Raw genomic sequence first — 18,866 nt, forward strand, 5'->3', positions numbered from 1 at the left:
AAACTCATTACGGATGTTAGCACTAATCCTTATACTAATTCCCCTTATCGGCAGTCTTATTCTGTTTTTGTTAAGAGGTAGTAATGCTGGAGTATCAAAAAATGTGGCCTTGATAACAGCCCTTGCAGAGTTTGCCTTAGCTGCTTACACTTTTCTTTCGTTTGACACTCAGACCATTATAGAAGTAAAATATGCCTGGATTAAAGACCTGAGAATCAATTTCCATTTGGGTATTGATGGCATCAGCCTTTTAATGATTGCCCTTACCGGCTTCTTAGTGCCTTTAATAATTGTTTCTACGTTCAAAAACAGCTATAACAAACCATTCTCTTTTTACTCGCTTATTTTATTGACTGAAGCGGCTTTGATGGGAGTTTTTATGGCTAAAGATATATTTGTTTTCTATTTCTTTTACGAAATAGCCCTTATACCGGTTTATTTTCTGGCTGCTTTGTGGGGTGGTATCAATGCGCCCAAAATCACTTTCAAAATGTTTGTGTATACTATGTTTGGCAGCTTGTTTATGCTGGTAGCCATTGTGTATCTGTACATCAACGCCTCAACAGCCAATATTCAGGAACTTTACAACGCAGCCAAGTTTATATCGCCGGCTAATCAGAATCTGCTTTTCTGGGCTTTCTTTATAGCTTTTGCCATTAAAATGCCGGTGTTACCTTTTCATTCCTGGCAACCGGATGCTTACAGTGAGTCGCCTACTCCGGCTACCATGTTGTTGTCGGGGCTACTTTCAAAAATGGGTGTTTATGGTCTTATTCGTATTCTGCTTCCCCTTTCGCCGGTTGGTTTGTCCAACTTCGGTACAATTGCCATGGTACTGTCTGTAATTGGTCTTATTTACGGCTCAGTTATTGCCATACAGCAAAATAATATTAAACGTCTTATTGCTTATTCGTCATTTGCGCACATGGGCTTAATGGCCGCCGGTGTTTTATCTGGCACTTTGAGCGGAATACAAGGAGCCCTGCTGCAAATGGTAGCGCATGGTATTAATGCGGTTGGTTTGTTTTTTATTGTGAAAATCATTTACGACCGCACACAAACCAGAGACCTGCAGGCATTAGGTGGCATAACACAGCAGACCCCCGCATTGAGCATCTATTTTATGATTATTATGCTGGGTAGTGTGGCGCTGCCTCTTACCAACGGATTTGTAGGTGAGTTTTTATTGCTGAAAGGCGTGTTTGATAAAAATGCCTGGTTAGGCGGCGTTGCAGGCTTGACCATTATTTTTGGAGCAGTTTACATGCTGCGCCTGATGCAACGTTCTATGTTTGGCCCAAGCAACGAGGTAACGGCTAAATTCAGCGATGTGAAAGGCTCAGAAATTGCTGTGCTGTTGCCAATAGCAGCCGTTGTACTACTGATGGGTGTTTTCCCTAATGTATTTTTGAAAATTACTGAGCCTGCGGTAAATAGTTTATTACAACTGATTCATCCTTAATTCATAGTTCATACATGGCTGTTTTTATACTGCTCCTGAACTGATAATGATAAATAGACCTTATGTATCCTATACTCGTACTTTCTATTTCCGGAATTATTACCCTTTTCTTAGGTTTTCTTAAATCGAAGAAGGTGCTACTTCCTGCTTCTCTTTTATTTATAACAATTGCCTTTATTGCCAATTTTTATGAGTGGAATAAGCCGGGTCTGTATTTCAACAATATGCTTCAGGTAAATAACCTGTCGATACTCTTTACGGCAATACTTTTGGTTTCTGCTTTTCTGATTATGGCGTTGTCGAAGGGATTTATTGATGAAGACCATGCACAACCTGCAGAGTATTTTGCCATCCTTCAGTTTTCGCTGGTGGGTGCCATCATGATGACAGGTTTCCAGAATCTTATCATGCTTTTTATCGGAGTTGAGATTCTTTCGGTATCTATGTATGTATTGACAGGAAGCGACAAGCGGAATCTGAGAGGAAACGAAGCGGCCCTTAAGTATTTTTTGATGGGGTCGTTTGCTACGGGTATCATGCTATTTGGTATTGCCATGCTTTATGGCGCCAACTATTCGTTTAATATTGATGTAACCAGAGCAGTAGCACAACAGGCACAATTGAATGGAGGCCCGGTATATCTTTACATAGGTGTTACATTTTTACTGATAGGTTTATTGTTTAAGGTATCGGCGGCACCGTTTCACTTCTGGACTCCTGATGTGTATGAGGGCGCCCCTACTATTTTTACAACCTTTATGTCTACAATTGTAAAGACAGCGGGCTTTGCAACTATTTATCGTATTTTAGATGCTTCGTTCTCTCCACTGTATGGTTTCTGGTGGGTAATGGTTGTTATCATGACCGTACTTAGCCTTGTTATCGGAAACATTACCGCCGTTTCCCAAAGCAGCTTCAAACGTATGCTTGCTTTCTCGAGTATTTCGCATGCCGGATACATGCTATTAGCTGTAATTGGCTTAAGCAATAAATCAGACGATTCTATAGTATTCTATTCATTGGCTTATTCGTTAGCCACTATTAGCGCCTTTGGCGTATTGATGGCTGTATCAAAAGAAAAACTGATTAACGGCCGCCCTGATGAGAGTATATCTGTATTGAATGGCCTGGGTAAAAGAAGCCCTTTCCTGGCTTTTATACTTTCCATTTCTATGCTTTCACTGGCGGGTATTCCGCTTACGGCTGGTTTCTGGGGCAAGTTCTATGTTTTTGCAGATGCTGCCTTCAGAGGCAAAATCTGGTTGCTTGTAGTGGCTATTCTGATGTCGGCAGTTGGTATTTACTACTATTTCAAACCCATTATTGCCGCTTACATGAAAGAGGGAGAAGGTGAAAGTATTAATCTGACGACCTTTCATAAGATTATTCTGGGCGCTGCGGCATTTGGCACATTATTACTGGGCCTCTTTCCTGATTTACTAAGAAGCCTTATGTGATTGAAATATTGCTATAAATATTAATGTCTTGCTTAAAATTTTGAAAAAACTAAAGAATAAAGAATTACGGGTTTTCGTGTCTTTTTTCTTAACAGCTATCTTAGGCGCCGGTACAAATTTTATTACACAGATCCCTTATAAATATCTTTTCCTTCATTTGGGCTTTGCCGATAAACCGGCCTTTAATTTCAGCGTTTCGGCTGGTTATCTGACAGCCACAGTGGTAAGTTTTGTTCCGGCAAAAGTTTTTGCATTTTCTGCCAAGGAGTCAGGCAATACACGGCGCGAATCGGTAAAATTTTTAACCATTGCTCTATTGGCCTGGGGAATACAGGTGGGCGTTTCATCTCTTGCATTTGATCATCTGGCCAACCGGTATTTTGCTGAACAGTCGTTACTTGTTCGTGAAAAGAGCTCTCATGTAGTAGGCATGGGAGTCAGTTTTCTTGCCAATTACTTTGGCCACAAGTTTCTTACTTTCAGAAGTACAGGTATTTATAACAGGATAAAAACCCGCAACGGGCGCCAGAATTGAACTTTAGCAAGATAATATTGCTTTTTTAAGCCTCATTTAAGGTGATTTTAAAAAAAATTTAAGAATTGCTTGCTTTGTGTCTTAAAATAAACTTAAATTTGCAATGCGTTTCAAACCTTAAACATCATAAAGAAATGAAAAAAGTATTTGCAATTTTATTCGTAGCCGGTATGGCATCTCTAGCAGCTTGTACTTCTAAATCAGAAACTACTGCTGATTCAACTGCAACTGTAGACACTACTGCTGCTGCTGTTACTACTGATACTACTGCTGCTGCTGATTCAGCTGCTGCTGATACAACTAAGAAATAATTCTTTGATCAGATAGTTTCAAAAGAAGGTCTTATTCGATTTAAACGAATAAGACTTTTTTATTTAACACCAATAATAAAAAAGGTATCGGGTTGAAGCCTGATACCTTTTTTATGGCACGCCAAAGAAGGAACATTTCAAAAATTATCGCTCCAACGGTAGGCATCTATTAGTTTTTTCTCTCCTTCTGCCCCTTTATAGGCGTTTCCATGTTCCATACCCAGAATAAACTCCTGATTATTCGCTTTTGATTTATCATAAATATGTTTAAACAGGCTCTTGTAGTTTACCTCTCCTGTGGTTGGTTCATTACGGCCGGGCTCATCCCCTATCTGAAAATACCCGATTTCGCTCCAGCACCAGTCCATATTTTGTGTCAGGCGGCCTTCGTTGCGTTGCATGTGCCACATATCAAACAGAATCTTGCACGACGGGCTGTTAACTGCTTTACAAATCATGTAGGTCTGGTCTGAATGGCGCAGAAACAGCTCCGGCGTATCGCTAAGGGGCTCAAGCACCATTGTTAAGCCATGTGGCTCCAGGATGTCGCATGCGCGTCGTAAAGCATCAATAACGTTTGCGGTTTGTATGCCCAGAGGTAATCTTCTTTCAAAAAATCCAGGTACTACTGTGGCCCATTTGGCATTAACACGCTTGGCTACCTCTACAGAGGCACGGCAGGTTTTAAGGAAATTTTCAAGAAACTCTTTCTTTCCGGTGGTAAGAGATATTTTCCAGTTATCGCCGCCGTCAATCACAAATACCCCCATTTTCATATTCAGCTTTGCAAGGGTTTCCCCAATTTTCTTTTGTACGTCTACGGGGCGCCCCAGCATTCCGTTGTCTTCCAGCGCCATAAAGCCGTTGTCGGCCATAAATTTTAGCTGGTCAATCAGGTCTTTTCCAGCCAGATTCTCAAACATACCGAAATGCGGTGCATACAATAGCTTGAATTGATTGGCTGCTACCGGGTTGTTTTGCTGAGCCTCAGCTGCTAAAGAAGCACCCAACGGCAGTGCTGACGCTCCGGCAACCATAGCGCTTTTGGAAATAAAACTTCTGCGATTCATTTTTATTCTATTAAGGGGTTGATTGATGCAAGCTGAAGAAAGTAATGCCTTAGACCAAAGCGGGGTATATCATGAATTTTGTTAATACAAAAAGTCAAGATTCTCGGTTTTGATATCTTCGGGGTCCAGTTCAAGAAACTCTTCCCAGAAGGGGTTCTCTGGTAGTGGTGCAATACAAAGAATTGGTTCTTTTTTAACCGGATGCACAAAGTATAAACGGCGGGCATGTAAATTAATATTACCCTCGGGGTTGGTTCTGGGGAAACCATATTTTATGTCTCCTCTTATCGGGCAACCCATAGTTGCCAGCTGAACTCTTATCTGATGCGGGCGCCCCGTTATTGGGTTTATCTCTAACAAATGAAAGTGATTGATTTCTCCCAGATAGCGGTAATTCAATTCTGCTTTCTGCGAACCTTTCACTTCTGTATCATAAGCCGTAACAACGTTTTTCTCTTCATTTTTTACCAGCCAGTGGGTCAGCTTGCCGCTTTTTTTCTCTGGTCTTTTGCCTACTACTGCCCAATAGATTTTCTGAACATCGCGGCGCCTGAAAAGTTCATTCATGCGCTCAAGTGCCTTTGATGTACGCGCAAAAACTACAATACCACTCACGGGGCGGTCAAGCCGGTGCACCGTACCCAGAAAAACATCGCCGGGTTTGTTGTACTTCTTCTTAATATAATCTTTTACGTAGTCAGCTAATGTTTTGTCTCCTGTGGCATCTCCCTGCACTAAAATCCCCGGCGCCTTATTAACAATAATAAGGTGATTGTCTTCATAGAGAACATAAAATGGATGTTTCATATCATTATAATTTGCAACAAAGATACTTAGTTTTTTGTAGTTTAACTACAAAACTGTATCTGCAGGGGTGTTTAGTGGGTACATCAAGCTCTTATTGCACAGGCTTATGGCGGTTTAATAAAACTTCTGGCAAGGGCTGTTTATTTCAATCAAAATTCTAAAGCTATGCGGCGGGTTTCTTCATCAGTACGGATGTAGTCTTCCAGGGTTGGGCTTTTAACAAAGCTAACCTTGTGCATGCAAGCCTCAATGAGGTCAGACATCTCAAGAAAACCAATCTCATCTTTCAGGAATGATGCTACGGCTATTTCATTAGCGGCATTGACAATACAGGCCATATTGCCTCCTCTTCTGAGTGCCTCAAAGGCAAAGCCCAGATTACGGAATGTCTGTGTGTCTGGCTGTTGAAAAGTAAGCGACGGATACCTGGCAAAATCAAACCTGGGGAAGTCTGATTTTAAACGGACAGGATAAGACAAAGCAAATTGTATAGGCACGCGCATATCAGGCAAGCCCATCTGCGCCTTAATGCTGCCGTCTTCAAACTGCACCATAGAATGAATAATACTTTGCGGATGCACAACCACATCAATCTGCTCGGGGGTCAGGTCAAATAACCACTTGGCTTCAATCACTTCAAGCCCCTTGTTCATCAATGATGCCGAATCAATGGTAATCTTGGCACCCATGCTCCAGTTTGGGTGCCTCAAGGCTTGCTGTTTGGTAACTGTTTTCAGAAACTGGCGGTCTTTACCAAGAAATGGCCCGCCTGAAGCCGTTAGAATGATTTTTTCAATAGGATTATGAAATTCTCCGACCAGGCATTGAAAAATCGCCGAATGTTCAGAGTCAACCGGCAGAATATCAACTTTATTTTTTTGTGCCAAATCTGTTACCAGTTCGCCTGCCACTACCATTGTTTCCTTATTAGCCAAAGCTATATGTTTGCCGGCTTTAATAGCTGCCAGGGTGGGTATCAGCCCTGCATAACCAACCAGAGCAGTCAGCACCATTTGAACCGATTCCATCTGTACTACCGATGCCAGCGACTTCTCTCCGGCATAGACTTTTATCTGAAGGGGGTCAAGCGCTGCAAAAACTTGATCATATAGCGCTTCATTTGAAATTACCACTACATTCGGCCTGAATCTGGCAGCCTGCTCAATCAGCAAATCGGCATTGTTCTGGGCTGTGAGTACTTCTATTTCAAAAATATCGGGGTTGGCGGCAACCACTTCCAATGCTTGTGTACCAATTGACCCTGTTGAGCCCAAAATAGCGAGACTTCTTTTCATGTAGTGTCGTGAATGCTTTTTTCTTAGAATAAAACGTATTACACCGGCGTTATTAGTATCCTTATTACAAAGCTGTTATAATTGTTGCTGTTAACGAAACCGGTTACAAGGGTTATATGAGGGCAAATGAGGTTATTACAAATCAAATAACATCCTGAAGCCTGTCTGGCTGGCAAAGTTCGTAAAATTTAACGAGAAAGTTTTTATTTTGCCATTCGGATTAAACTTTCATTTATTGCAACATGAAAGGCTTACCACGCAACGGTTGCAGATGGCAAATTTAAGGCTTTAGGAATATTTAAGTGAGGAACCAAACCATGCAAACGGCTGAAGACCAATTTCAATTTTTTGAGGGAATACTTTTTGAAACACTGGGGCACGATGTGCAGGTGAATGAGTATCGTCTGTTACAGGGTGGAAGCATCAATGCTACGGTCCAGATACTTACCAGTGAAGGCAAGTATTTTGTTAAATATAATACGCTTAACTACGACCAGATGTTTGCGGCCGAGGCACGCGGACTTGACCTGCTGCGCGAAACGAAGGTGATTAGAATACCCGAAGTAATAAACTGGGGAAGGCGAGACGGACACGATTACCTGATTCTGGAACATATAGAGGCCAATAAACAGAATAAGTTTTATTGGGAAACCCTTGGGCATAAACTGGCCGCCTTGCATAGAAACACCAGCGATTGTTTCGGGCTGGGCTTTAATAATTACATTGGCTCGCTGGAACAAAATAATGAACCAAACATTAACTGGATACCTTTTTTTATTGAGAAAAGGCTGAATGTGCAGGCTGGTTTGGCTTATTATAATGAGCTGATAGATAAAGAAGTATATGACAAGTTTCAGAAGTTCTACGAGTTACTTCCTTCGCTGCTTCCGGATGAAAGACCCTCGTTATTACATGGAGACTTGTGGGCAGGCAATGTTATTGCCGACAACATGGGTGAGCCCTGCCTGATAGACCCTGCCGTATATTATGGCAACCGCGAAGTAGAACTGGCCTTTACCCGTCTTTTTGATGGTTTCGATAACCGTTTCTACGAGGCTTATCATGAGAGTTTCCCATTACAGCCACGGTTTGAAGACCGCGCCGGCATTTATAATTTGTATGCCCTTATGGTTCATGTCAATATTTTCGGGGCAATTTATCTGCCGCCCGTGCTGAGAACACTTAACCGGTATTTATCTTAAACCACAAGCAGATTGCAGCCTCTGATATCGGAGTTATCGAACCGGCCAATAACACTGAACTGCTGGTTTGCTGGCTGATAAGCCCCTAAATCCTGGGTTTCAATGAAGCAACAAGAATCAACATTGGCCAGGTCTACTACATTAATACCTCCACGAACAACTGCTTCTTTCGATAAACCCGTATGAAACTGTGTCGAGATAATTTTGAAAGGGTCGTTGATTTCCCGTAACAGCACTTTCATTGAGGCCGGTAGCTGAAATACACCTTCACCCATAGAATACCCCTGCGAAAGCAGTTCGGTCATGCCGTATTCAGAGTGAATCTGTTTAACCGGCAAAGCTTTTGTAAGAATGGCGTGTACTTCCTCACGCAATAACTCTTTTCTTCGCCCTTTCATACCACCGGTTTCCATTACAATGATCCTGTCTTTCAGATTTTCCATGAAAGACAAATCGTGGCCTTCTTCTACCAAATCAAGCAGGGCAAAAGTTACACCTATTAACAAAACCTTACGGTGTGTCTGGTTGTTTTCTGAAAGCTGCTGCAGCTTATCGAGCATCTCGGCGGTATTATGAAGGTAGAATCCTGATTCACGCGAGAATGTGCGGTAAATAAAACTTTGCACCATATACACCAACGACGAATTATTTCGTTCAAGATATGAGGGCAGCAAAGCAAGAATATGGTAGTCGGTTAATGGCCCATAGAACTGCTCAAAGATTTTCTGGCTGATGTGTTCATAAAAAGGCAGGTCGCTTACGTAATGCCTGCTTACATTCTGCTGAGTTGTGCCGCTGCTTTCAAAAACTATTTGTTCAGGGGCATTACCAGAAATGATTTTATGATGCTTGAAGAACTGAATAGGCAGAAACGGAACTTTCTCCAAACGATTGATTCGTCTGGGGTCAATTTTCAGAAAACCCAGATATTGATTATAAACCGGATTGGCCACAGCCTGAAACCGGAAAATCTCAAGAGCCAGCTCATCAAAAGTATGCTGCTTCTGAGGATAGTCACTTAACTGAAGAACTGCCGATTTGAGTTCGTCTCGGATACCCATGAAATAGATTTATTGGTAGTTTCGGGGCGTAACAACAAAAAATGTTTCGGTTAGGCCTAAAACTTTCATTTTTATACTAAATTGCTTCTAAAATTACAGATTACAGATGAAAAAGGTTTCAGTATTGGTTGTTTTTAGTGTAACAGTATTGCTAATTGGCTGTTATAATGACATATCGTTCGATTTAATACCATATATTGAGTTTAGAGATTTACGTAAAGAAACCACCCTTGACAGCTTCTCGGGTTCAAAGAAAGATTCAGTAATTATAAGCATACATTTTGAAGACGGCGACGGAGATTTAGGCCTGAGCGAAGAAGAAAAAAAAGTAGCTGTAGATAAGCAGGACTTTAATTATTTGCTGAAGATATTCAGAAGCAAGGACGGCGTATTTCAGGAGATTCCACAACCGGTACCTTATTCGGGCTTCTTTCCGCGTCTTAAATTAGATGATAAAAAGCGCCCCATAGAAGGAACGCTTAACTACTCAATTGTATATTTTCATAATTCTGTTCCGGCCAAAGACACCGTTAAGTATCAGATTACCATTAAAGACCGGGCAGGAAATGTTTCAAATACGGTAGAATCGAAACCCATTATTCTCAGAGAGTTTTAACGATTTGATTTTTAATGCCCGGTTTTCAGCTTTACCAAAAACTTTTATGACCCCGGTTTTTTACTGCCTGAGGCCTGAAATAGTTGCAAGCCAGCCCGTAATTTTGGTTTAGTTTTAGTACTTCATAAAAACCCCCTGCCTTAAAACCAGATATTATTGCACTATTCCTATTAACAATTTAATAATGATAGGATAATCTACCAAAAACAAGGTTTTCTCATTGTATTTTTCTAATTTTGCAGTTTATTTCAAAAAGGTGTAGTTCGTTAGTCGTTTATCCGTGATGCGTTGGGGTAAAGATTGGCGCATTACGATAACTTTAGACTTCATGCAAAATATTAGAAACATTGCCATTATTGCCCACGTTGACCACGGTAAAACAACCCTGGTTGACAAAATTATTCATGCTTCAAAAATCTTCAGAGAAAATCAGGAATTTGGTGATTTGATTCTTGATAACAATGACCTTGAACGTGAGCGCGGAATCACCATTGTGTCGAAAAACGTATCAGTACGTTATAACGATGTAAAAATCAATATTATAGATACCCCGGGCCACGCCGACTTCGGAGGAGAGGTTGAGCGCGTTTTGAAACTGGCTGACGGTGTTATTCTGTTAGTTGATGCTTTTGAAGGCCCGATGCCTCAAACCCGTTTTGTATTAGGCAAAGCCCTGCAATTAGGTTTGAAACCAATTGTGGTAGTAAATAAAGTTGATAAAGAAAACTGTCGCCCTGAAGAGGTACACGAACAGGTGTTTGACCTGATGTTTAACCTTGAGGCTACTGAAGACCAGCTTGATTTCCCATGTTTGTATGGGTCGTCTAAACAAGGCTGGATGAGTACCGACTGGAAAAAACCAACGACTGACATTATTCCTTTACTTGATGCCATTGTTGCCAATATTCCGGCGTCACCGGTTGTAGATGGTACCGCGCAGATGCAGATTACCTCTCTTGATTACTCATCTTTTGTGGGTCGAATTGCCATAGGCCGTGTGGCCAGAGGTGTACTGAAAGAAGGTATGCAGGTAGCGCTTTGCAAAGCAGACGGAAGCGCCAAAAAGATGCGTATTAAAGAACTGCACGTTTTTGAGGGCCTTGGTAAAGCAAAAGTAGCAGAAGTGAGTTCGGGTGAAATTTGTGCGGTAACAGGTATTGAAGATTTTGAAATTGGTGATACCGTTGCCGATGCAGAAAATCCGGAAGCCCTGCCACGTATTGCTATTGATGAGCCAACCATGAACATGTTGTTTACCATCAATAACTCGCCGTTTTTTGGTAAAGAAGGTAAGTTTGTTACATCTCGCCACTTACGTGACCGTCTGATGAAAGAAACAGAGAAAAACCTTGCCCTTCGCGTTGAAACCGGCGATACTGAAGATAAATTTATTGTATTTGGCCGCGGTATCCTCCACTTGTCGGTTCTGATTGAAACCATGCGTCGTGAAGGTTACGAACTACAAGTGGGCCAGCCACAGGTATTATACAAAGAAGGTGAAAACGGTGAAAGACTTGAGCCCGTTGAAACCCTTGTAGTAGATGTACCAGAAGAAACAGCCGGAAAAGTAATTGAGCTGGTAACGCAACGCAAAGGCGAATTATTAATTATGGAACCTAAGGGTGACTTACAACACCTTGAGTTCAATATTCCGTCTCGTGGTTTGATTGGTTTACGTTCAAATGTATTGACTGCCACTTACGGCGAGGCCATTATGAACCACCGCTTCAAGGCCTATGAGCCGTTTAAAGGCGCAATTCCGGGTCGTATCAATGGTTCGTTGATATCGATGGGTAACGGCCCTGCAACACCGTATTCAATTGATAAACTGCAAGACAGAGGGGTTTTCTTTATTGACCCGAACGAAGAAATTTATATGGGTATGGTAGTAGGCGAACACAACCGTCAGAATGACCTTGTAATTAACCTGCAAACAGCTAAAAAGCTGACCAACATGCGTGCTTCGGGTTCTGATGACAACGTGCGTATTGCGCCGAAGATTAATTTCTCTCTGGAAGATGCCATGGAGTATATCCAGAAAGATGAATATCTGGAGATTACGCCTAAGTCGATTCGTATGCGTAAAATATACCTTGACGAAAACGAGCGTAAACGTTATGAAAGCAAAGGCGCTTTTGCAATAGCTTAATTTGCTCAGAAGTAATAAACGAAGAAACCCTGCCGGCCGGTAGGGTTTCTTCGTTTATGGGCATATAAAAACTCAGTCTTCAAAACTGGCATCCCGCTTCTGGCTTTTAGCCATGAAGGCTTCCTGCAAATCGTTTGATAGCAGCATGGCGGCGTTCCAGGTTGCCATGTAGTTCAGGCCGTCGGCAACAGTGTGGTCTCTGGTATGCAACAGAATATGCTTGGTACCACGGATAGACAAGGGCGACCTGGTAGATATAGTAGCAGCCAGTTTAAAAACCTCTTCCATCATGGTAGCTTTATCATTGTAGGTATTGTTTACAATGCCTATTTTTTCAGCTTCTTTGCCGCCTACATGCCGCCCTGTATAGGCCATTTCACGCACCCGGCCCTCTCCTATCAGCTTTGGCAGCCGTTGAAGTGTACCTAAATCGGCTACCATACCCATGTCAATTTCCTTAATAGTAAAGAATGCATCTTCGGTGCAATAGCGTATATCGCAGGCACAGATAATGTCTAGCCCGCCACCAATACAGCCGCCGTGAACTGCTGCTAAAACAGGCTTGGAGCAGTTTTCAATGGTATTAACCGGCGCCTGTAGCCTGAGAACGTCTGTTCTGACTTTTTCTCTCCTGCGTCCCTCGCAGGTAATATCTGTTTGTGCTACCGTCATCAGCAGGCTTAAATCTATGCCTGCGCAAAAGTGTTTGCTCTCGCCGCCTTCCAGCACAATTACCCGCACTTCGGGGTTCTCATCCAGATTTTCAAAAGTATCTTTGAGTTCGTCCCAGGCGGTCTGGTTGAGTGCATTGGCTTTTTCGGGTCTATTCAGTACCACATGGGCGATATGATTCTGTATCGTAAGTTTTATTGTTTGCATAGCTTTAAAAGTGGCTGAGTTTAACAAAAAAAGCCGGAGAGGGTCATATCTCCGGCTAAATTTAACATTATTTTATTAAGAATTATTATTTCTTATCTCCGCTTGTTTGCACACCAGAAGGCTGGTTCTTTTTAGCTTCCTGCATTGGATTAGGCCCCGGATTAAAACTTCTCTGCTTGAAAGCCTGGAAACGGGTAGGTTGTTCTGGCTCTTTAGGGAAGGTGTTGTCAGACGTATCAATATCCGGAATCTCATGGTAAGGGTCCAGCTTGAACTTCGCTACTTTTTTGGTAGTTACCAAAGTCTTTTTCACCTCTTTATCATTTAACCTCCAAAGTTCGGCCGGTATTCTTACGTCTTCAAAAGTACCATCTTCAAACTCCATTCTGATAATTACAGGCATTACCAAACCACCTTTGTTTTTCAGGCTTAAAACGTAAAAGTTCTTGCCTTCATCTACCATTTTACGTTCATCGGCTGAAAGAGTAGAAAGATACTGCTCATACTTTTTCTTATCGGCTTCTGATACTGCAAATCTATCATAAGTGTTATAGAAGTCTCGCATGGTTGAGTCAGCCTCTACTACCGTCTGTTTAATATCTGTTTTGTTGCGGATATTGCTTAGTGTTTCTTTTTTGGCATCCGCATCTGCTTTAGCTGCTGCTTTAATTTTGGCGGGGTCCTGCGAGTCTATACTATACCATTCTACATTAGCAATGGCCTGGTCAACCGGCTCAACGCCATAAAACCAGCCTTTCCAGAACCAGTCAAGGTCAACGCCAGATGCGTCTTCCATTGTACGGAAGAAATCGGCAGGTGTAGGGTGTTTAAAAGCCCAACGTCGTGCGTACTCTTTGAAGGCGTAGTCGAAGAGTTCACGCCCCATGATGGTCTCCCGAAGAATGTTCAGCCCTGTTGCAGGTTTTGAATAGGCATTAGGCCCAAAAGTACCCGGCAGAATGTTATCTGAACTACTCATAATTGAGTTCTGCTTATCGGCATCCAGTTTCATATAACCCGTAATGTATTGTGGCTCGATACCTGTAGCCGGGAAGTTTCTGTCCCACTCAAGACAGGTTAAGCCTTCCAGGAAAGAGTTCAGCCCTTCATCCATCCATGACCACTGGCGCTCGTCAGAATTCACAATCATCGGGAAGAAGTTGTGACCAACCTCATGAATAATCACCAGAATCAGAAAGTTTTTAGTTCCTTCTGAATACGTGCCGTCAGCCTCAGGGCGTGCGCCGTTAAAGCTCATCATCGGGTACTCCATACCCCCTACTGAACCATGAACCGAATAAGCCACCGGATACGGATAAGCAACCGTGCGTTTTGAGTAGTTAACCAATGTGTGCGCCACTACACGGGTTGAGTATTGCCCCCAAAGCGGGTTAGCCTCTTTAGGATATAAAGACATTGCCCACACCTTTTTGCCTTCAACGTCTACCTGCATGGCATCCCAGATGAATTTACGAGAAGTAGCAAAGGCAAAATCACGTACATTTTTGGCTGCATAAATCCAGGTCTTTTTGCCGGTTGGCTTGCCCTTTTCGGCAGCCTCGGCTTCTGCCTGTGTAACAATCAGTACCGGTGTTTTTGATGTTTTGGCCTGCTCCATGCGTTTTAATTGAGTTGGAGTAAGCACTTCTTTAGGATTTTGCAGCTCTCCGGTGGCACCCAATACCATATCGTTAGGCACTGTCAGGGCTACTTTATAGTCTCCGAAAGGAAGCGTAAATTCTCCCTGCCCCAAGAACTGTTTATGCTGCCATCCGTTTACGTCATCATAAACAGCCATACGAGGAAACCACTGGGCAATTTCATATAGAACGTTACCATCTTTCGGGAATAGCTCAAAACCGCTTCTACCCCCTACCAGTTTCAAATCAATGATGTTGAATTTCCAGTCGACCTGAAACACAAAAGCCATTCCTTTAGCCAAAGGCGCTGGCAGGTCTATGCGCATCATGGTACCGTTAATGGTATATTTCAAATCTTTTCCGGCTGCGTCTTTTACGGCCAGAATTTTATACCCGTAGTCTTTATCATTAGCGCCACTCAGATTACCAATGTTGGTAAAACTAGACCCACTGGTTGGGTTAATGGCACTCTGGCGGGTAGTGTTTCCGTCTGAGTTTTTAGAGAAAACGTTCTGGTCAAGCTGCATCCATAAGTAACGGAGCTCTTCAGGCGCATTGTTGGTGTAGGTTATTTTCTCTGTACCGGTTATGCTTTGGTTGTTGTCGTTCAGTTCAGCTTTGATGTCGTAGTCTGCCTTTTGCTGCCAGTAGTCTCTGCCAGGTGCTCCGGCTGCTGTACGAAAAGTATTGGGGGTAGGCAAGGCAGTACCCATTTGCTCAAATTTGGTATTGGCATTGTATTGGGTAGCAGGCGCCTGCTGCGCTTGCGCCGAAACCATGCCGCACAAAACCGTCGCGATAAAAATGGAGATTTTTTTCATGCTTTGATGAAGGTTTAATACTCTGTTAGTGTTAAATGTTTGCGATTGATACAATTTATTTTAGTCTTGTGCCTTTGGTGGAGGCAGTTAAAAAAACCATTTCTCGGTCATCAGTTTAAATGCCACCCCTGCAACAAAACTTGACAGTATGAGATTCCAGGTATGTTTTTTTACGTGGAAAACACTGAGCATTAAAAAAGATAGTATCATGGTTATGGCAACAATCAGTATCTGCCCGAACTCAAGACCCACATTAAATGCCAGCAACTGCTGAATGATGTTCTGGTCTTTACCTAATAAACTGCGTAGGTAATTAGAGAACCCCATGCCATGAATAAGCCCAAAACCCAGGGCTAAAAAATACCTTACCGGCGAAAAATGCTCTGGTACCAATACACTTGTGCTGCTCTTATGAAACAGATTGCTGATACAGGTAATAATAATTGTTACGGGTATCAGAAACTCAATGAGCTCGGTACTATAATCAATCACATTTAAAGCTGCTAAAGCAAGTGTAACCGAATGCCCGATGGTAAATGCTGTTACCAAAATTAAAATTCGTCTCCAGTCAGATATCCTGTAAATGGCACATAAGGCTATTACAAACAAGATATGGTCATAGCCGTTGATATCGGTTATATGTTGATAACCCAACTGAAGGTAAATTGAAAATTCGGTCATTAGTTTAGTGGTTAGGCAGTATATTAGTAAAAGCAAAAATACAAGTTTTGCAAAACCCTGATTATAAAGCCAGTGCTTATTTTTAAAATTTTTAAGAATTACCCGCTTTCATAAACATTTTACGCCGGGCTTTTATCCGGTTGGGTTGAAATTGATACAAAAACCTGATTCACACAAATTAAAAATAGCAGCCTGTAAACAAGCTGCTATTTTTAAATTATAACGGTTTCTGAAGTATCAGAAGAATTTCGATCTGTTATCAACGATTTTCGCGTTATCGCGGATAGCCTGGTTGGCCATGTATGAAGCGCCAAAGCCTCCGGTACGTTGCAATACCTGCGCTTTATACTGGCTGTAGTCTGCAATGGCAGGGGCGTTTTCAAGACGCGTGGTTTCTACAATAAACACACCGTTTTCGCCAACAAATGGTTTTGAACGTTTACCTGATGCCAGGCTGAAAATCTTACCGATGGCGATAGGGTCAACGCCTGGAGTAGTTAACAGACCAGTGGCAAAATTAATGCCATTGGCTGCCTCAACGATAGCACCTGCACCATATTTTTGTGCAATTTGCTCTAAAGTACCCGAAGCCCCGCTCAGTTTTTTCAGAATCTGTTCTCCTTTAATTTCGTTACGCACTTTGGCTGTTAAGGCTTCTCTGAAGTCGTCTACCTTAGGGCTGTCTTTTTCTGATTTAGCTGTAACTGCTGCCACAATAAAATTATCGCCTATTTCAAAAACGCGGTTAGAAACCGAGCCTACTTTAGTGTCGTCATTAAATGCCCACAAAACAACTTCGCGTGCGTTCTGTATTGTGTTGAAAGCAGTTGCTTCAGGGAAGACCCTTTCGGCTTTCAGCATAACCAGTTTAGGGTCTTTCTTAACGGCTTCTTCAAACTCTTTTTCTGAGCCTGCACCTGAACGCAATGTTTCAGCTCTTTGATACGCCGCATTGCGGGTGGCTTCGCTGGCCTGTAATTCGCGGCTGATACTGGCAATTTTATATTTTAAGTTTGATTTAGGCTCAGTTACTTTAATAATATGGTAACCAAAGTCTGTCTCTACCAGATTAGGTATCAGACCAGTTCCGCTAAATCCAAACACGGCGTTGTCAAATGGTTTTACCATTGCACCTTGTTTAAAGAAGCCTAGGTCTCCACCTTGCTGAGCCGAACCGTCCTGGCTGTTGGTACGAGCCAGCGTTGCAAAATCAGCACCTTGTTTCAGCTGGTCAAGAATAGACTGTGCCTGTTTGCGCGCCAATGCTTTTGCAGAATCTGGTGCTGTTTTGTTTACCGGAATCAGAATATGGCTTGCTCTTACAGTGTAGGCGGTGTCAGTAGTAGTACCTTCATATTTATGAATAGAATATACGCTTCCTTCCTTAAACGGCCCGATTACCGCACCAGGGATAGCCGAAGCCAAAGCCGCTTTCAATTCCGGGGTCAGCTCGCTGGCTGAACGCTCAAAAGGCAATCTTATTTCTGAATTGATAGTGGCATAATCTTGCGGGTCTTTAGCTGCAGCCAAACCTTTTGCAAAAGATTTGATGTCTTCATAAAGCGCGGCGCTGTCTTCTTTAGTTGGAGCAACCTGATATACCACATAGTTGAACGAGCGGCTGTCATAACCTGTATATTCATTTTTATGTTTACTCAGGTAGTCAGACAACTGGCTGTCTGTAACCTTAATGGTAGTATCGTTTACGCTAAAGAATGGCACATACAAATAACGGGCGTCTGCCTTGCTAACCTGGCCTTCGTATTCTTTTTTGGCTTCTGCTGTTGTTACAAAGGTGGCCGCACTAATCAATGCATTGTATTTTTCTAACAAACGTTGTTTGATTGCCTGTTTTTTGATTTGCTCCCAGGCCATTTTCTGAGGTGCAGGCAATTGGTTTTTTGCTGCTGCGTCAATAAACTGAATATGACTGTTGCGGTCATACTGCCCTGTTTGCGGATTAGTAAACTGTTGTTTGATAAGCGGGCTGAGGTTTTTGGTACCCTGAATCATCTCGCTTAACTCTTCAGGTGTTACTTTCAGACCTAATTTTTCAAATTCTTCATTATAGGCAATGTCGAAAATCATCTCCTCCCATACCTGATTGCGGAGTTGTTGAACTTCCTGCTCCTGAAGAGCTCTGCCTGCCTGTTGTTCGTAGTTGGAACGTGCTGCATCCAGCTTTGCCTGAAATGCCTGGGCATCAATGGTAGTACCGGCTATTTCACCGATTTTGTTTTTATTACCACCAAACAAGCCTCCATTTCCGCCACTTCCATAGAATAAGTCTCCTCCAACGATAAATAGAATAAGGGCAACTGCAATAACTGCAACTGCGATTCCCGAACGCTCCCGAATTTTGTTAATTAAAGCCATTAGTTTTTATTTTATACTTAGATTTTGGTCCGTGTTTTTAGGAATATAGGTTTAAACAGTAAAGTACTCAAAAAAACGAACCGCAAAAATACACACATTCATACATAATATCAAAGAAATACAATTAGTAAAATGTGTTTTTTAAGAAGTTTTATATCCGGTAACTTAACCGATTGCCCCGGGCTATAGCCAAAAGCCTTTTTCAGGGTTCAATCTGCCCGTTTGCTTCAACAAAGCTGATGAACTACTTTTTGTAAATTATTTATTTTCAGTTGTTTGATGTACCCCAAAACACCGTATAAATTACAAACCGCATACTGCCAGCAAATCCTGTTACCTATTGCAACACAACCTTTGCCACAAAACAGTTGCCTTTTAACAAAACCTGCCCTACAACCCTGCACACAAACAAAAAGTAACCAATGGGCTACTGAAACTACCAAAGCTGCTGCAACCAAGGTTATTTGTATCTATTTGGCAGGCATATTAAAAACTACTATAATT

The 18,866-nt window shown here is 42.2% G+C and carries 15 protein-coding genes; 7 read left to right on the forward strand and 8 right to left on the reverse strand.

The features are described from left to right. The first annotated feature begins 13 nt into the window (after window positions 1-13). From C0V77_RS20435 to C0V77_RS23265, 4 genes are all read left to right on the forward strand, one after another. Window positions 14-1,462 (forward strand): NuoM family protein, encoded by a 1,449-nt coding sequence (locus C0V77_RS20435; protein WP_101728242.1) that lies wholly within the window; start codon window positions 14-16, stop codon window positions 1,460-1,462. A gap of 62 nt (window positions 1,463-1,524) precedes the next feature. Further along, window positions 1,525-2,919 carry an NADH-quinone oxidoreductase subunit N gene (locus tag C0V77_RS20440; protein ID WP_101728243.1) on the forward strand — a complete coding sequence of 465 codons (1,395 nt, stop codon included), beginning with the start codon at window positions 1,525-1,527 and terminating at the stop codon, window positions 2,917-2,919. Between the two features lie 40 nt (window positions 2,920-2,959). Beyond that, complete coding sequence (locus C0V77_RS20445; RefSeq protein ID WP_229236337.1) at window positions 2,960-3,454, forward strand: GtrA family protein; 495 nt, start codon at window positions 2,960-2,962, stop codon at window positions 3,452-3,454. 134 nt (window positions 3,455-3,588) lie between these two features. After that, window positions 3,589-3,765 carry a hypothetical protein gene (locus tag C0V77_RS23265; RefSeq protein WP_173830571.1) on the forward strand — a complete coding sequence of 59 codons (177 nt, stop codon included), beginning with the start codon at window positions 3,589-3,591 and terminating at the stop codon, window positions 3,763-3,765. Between the two features lie 137 nt (window positions 3,766-3,902). On the opposite strand, the gene C0V77_RS20450 is transcribed toward C0V77_RS23265, so the two are convergent. The 3 genes from C0V77_RS20450 to C0V77_RS20460 form a co-directional block, all read right to left on the reverse strand. After that, complete coding sequence (locus C0V77_RS20450) at window positions 3,903-4,835, reverse strand: hydroxypyruvate isomerase family protein (RefSeq protein ID WP_101728245.1); 933 nt, start codon at window positions 4,833-4,835, stop codon at window positions 3,903-3,905. Window positions 4,836-4,916: 81 nt separating this feature from the next. Further along, complete coding sequence (locus C0V77_RS20455; protein WP_101728246.1) at window positions 4,917-5,642, reverse strand: RluA family pseudouridine synthase; 726 nt, start codon at window positions 5,640-5,642, stop codon at window positions 4,917-4,919. 149 nt (window positions 5,643-5,791) lie between these two features. After that, a complete protein-coding gene (locus C0V77_RS20460) occupies window positions 5,792-6,937 on the reverse strand; it encodes a 1-deoxy-D-xylulose-5-phosphate reductoisomerase (protein WP_101728247.1) in 1,146 nt (381 codons plus the stop codon). Window positions 6,938-7,254: 317 nt separating this feature from the next. Between C0V77_RS20460 and C0V77_RS20465 the strand changes: the two genes are divergently transcribed. Continuing rightward, window positions 7,255-8,139 carry a fructosamine kinase family protein gene (locus C0V77_RS20465; protein WP_101728248.1) on the forward strand — a complete coding sequence of 295 codons (885 nt, stop codon included), beginning with the start codon at window positions 7,255-7,257 and terminating at the stop codon, window positions 8,137-8,139. On the opposite strand, the gene C0V77_RS20470 is transcribed toward C0V77_RS20465, so the two are convergent. Further along, window positions 8,136-9,200 (reverse strand): acyl transferase, encoded by a 1,065-nt coding sequence (locus tag C0V77_RS20470; RefSeq protein WP_101728249.1) that lies wholly within the window; start codon window positions 9,198-9,200, stop codon window positions 8,136-8,138. The two genes, C0V77_RS20465 and C0V77_RS20470, sit on opposite strands and share 4 nt — an antisense overlap. Window positions 9,201-9,306: 106 nt before the next feature. On the opposite strand from C0V77_RS20470, the gene C0V77_RS20475 reads away from it, so the two are divergent. Then, window positions 9,307-9,816 carry a hypothetical protein gene (locus C0V77_RS20475; RefSeq protein ID WP_101728250.1) on the forward strand — a complete coding sequence of 170 codons (510 nt, stop codon included), beginning with the start codon at window positions 9,307-9,309 and terminating at the stop codon, window positions 9,814-9,816. Between the two features lie 328 nt (window positions 9,817-10,144). After that, window positions 10,145-11,965, forward strand: a complete 1,821-nt coding sequence (gene typA / locus C0V77_RS20480) for a translational GTPase TypA (protein WP_101728285.1) — start codon at window positions 10,145-10,147, stop codon at window positions 11,963-11,965. Between the two features lie 72 nt (window positions 11,966-12,037). Here typA and C0V77_RS20485 read toward each other — a convergent pair whose 3' ends face one another. The 4 genes from C0V77_RS20485 to C0V77_RS20500 form a co-directional block, all read right to left on the reverse strand. Further along, window positions 12,038-12,844 carry a crotonase/enoyl-CoA hydratase family protein gene (locus C0V77_RS20485; RefSeq protein WP_101728251.1) on the reverse strand — a complete coding sequence of 269 codons (807 nt, stop codon included), beginning with the start codon at window positions 12,842-12,844 and terminating at the stop codon, window positions 12,038-12,040. A gap of 85 nt (window positions 12,845-12,929) precedes the next feature. Next, window positions 12,930-15,305 (reverse strand): M1 family metallopeptidase, encoded by a 2,376-nt coding sequence (locus C0V77_RS20490; RefSeq protein WP_158237980.1) that lies wholly within the window; start codon window positions 15,303-15,305, stop codon window positions 12,930-12,932. Window positions 15,306-15,392: 87 nt separating this feature from the next. After that, the gene (locus C0V77_RS20495; RefSeq protein ID WP_101728253.1) at window positions 15,393-15,986 is read right to left on the reverse strand and encodes a HupE/UreJ family protein; all 594 of its coding nucleotides are present in this window, start codon (window positions 15,984-15,986) and stop codon (window positions 15,393-15,395) included. Window positions 15,987-16,223: 237 nt separating this feature from the next. After that, on the reverse strand, window positions 16,224-18,362 hold the full coding sequence (locus tag C0V77_RS20500) for a peptidylprolyl isomerase (RefSeq protein WP_101728254.1): 2,139 nt from the start codon (window positions 18,360-18,362) through the stop codon (window positions 16,224-16,226). Between the last annotated feature and the right edge of the window lie 504 nt (window positions 18,363-18,866).

The organism is Emticicia sp. TH156 (assembly GCF_002855535.1).
GTDB lineage: Bacteria > Bacteroidota > Bacteroidia > Cytophagales > Spirosomataceae > Emticicia > Emticicia fluvialis.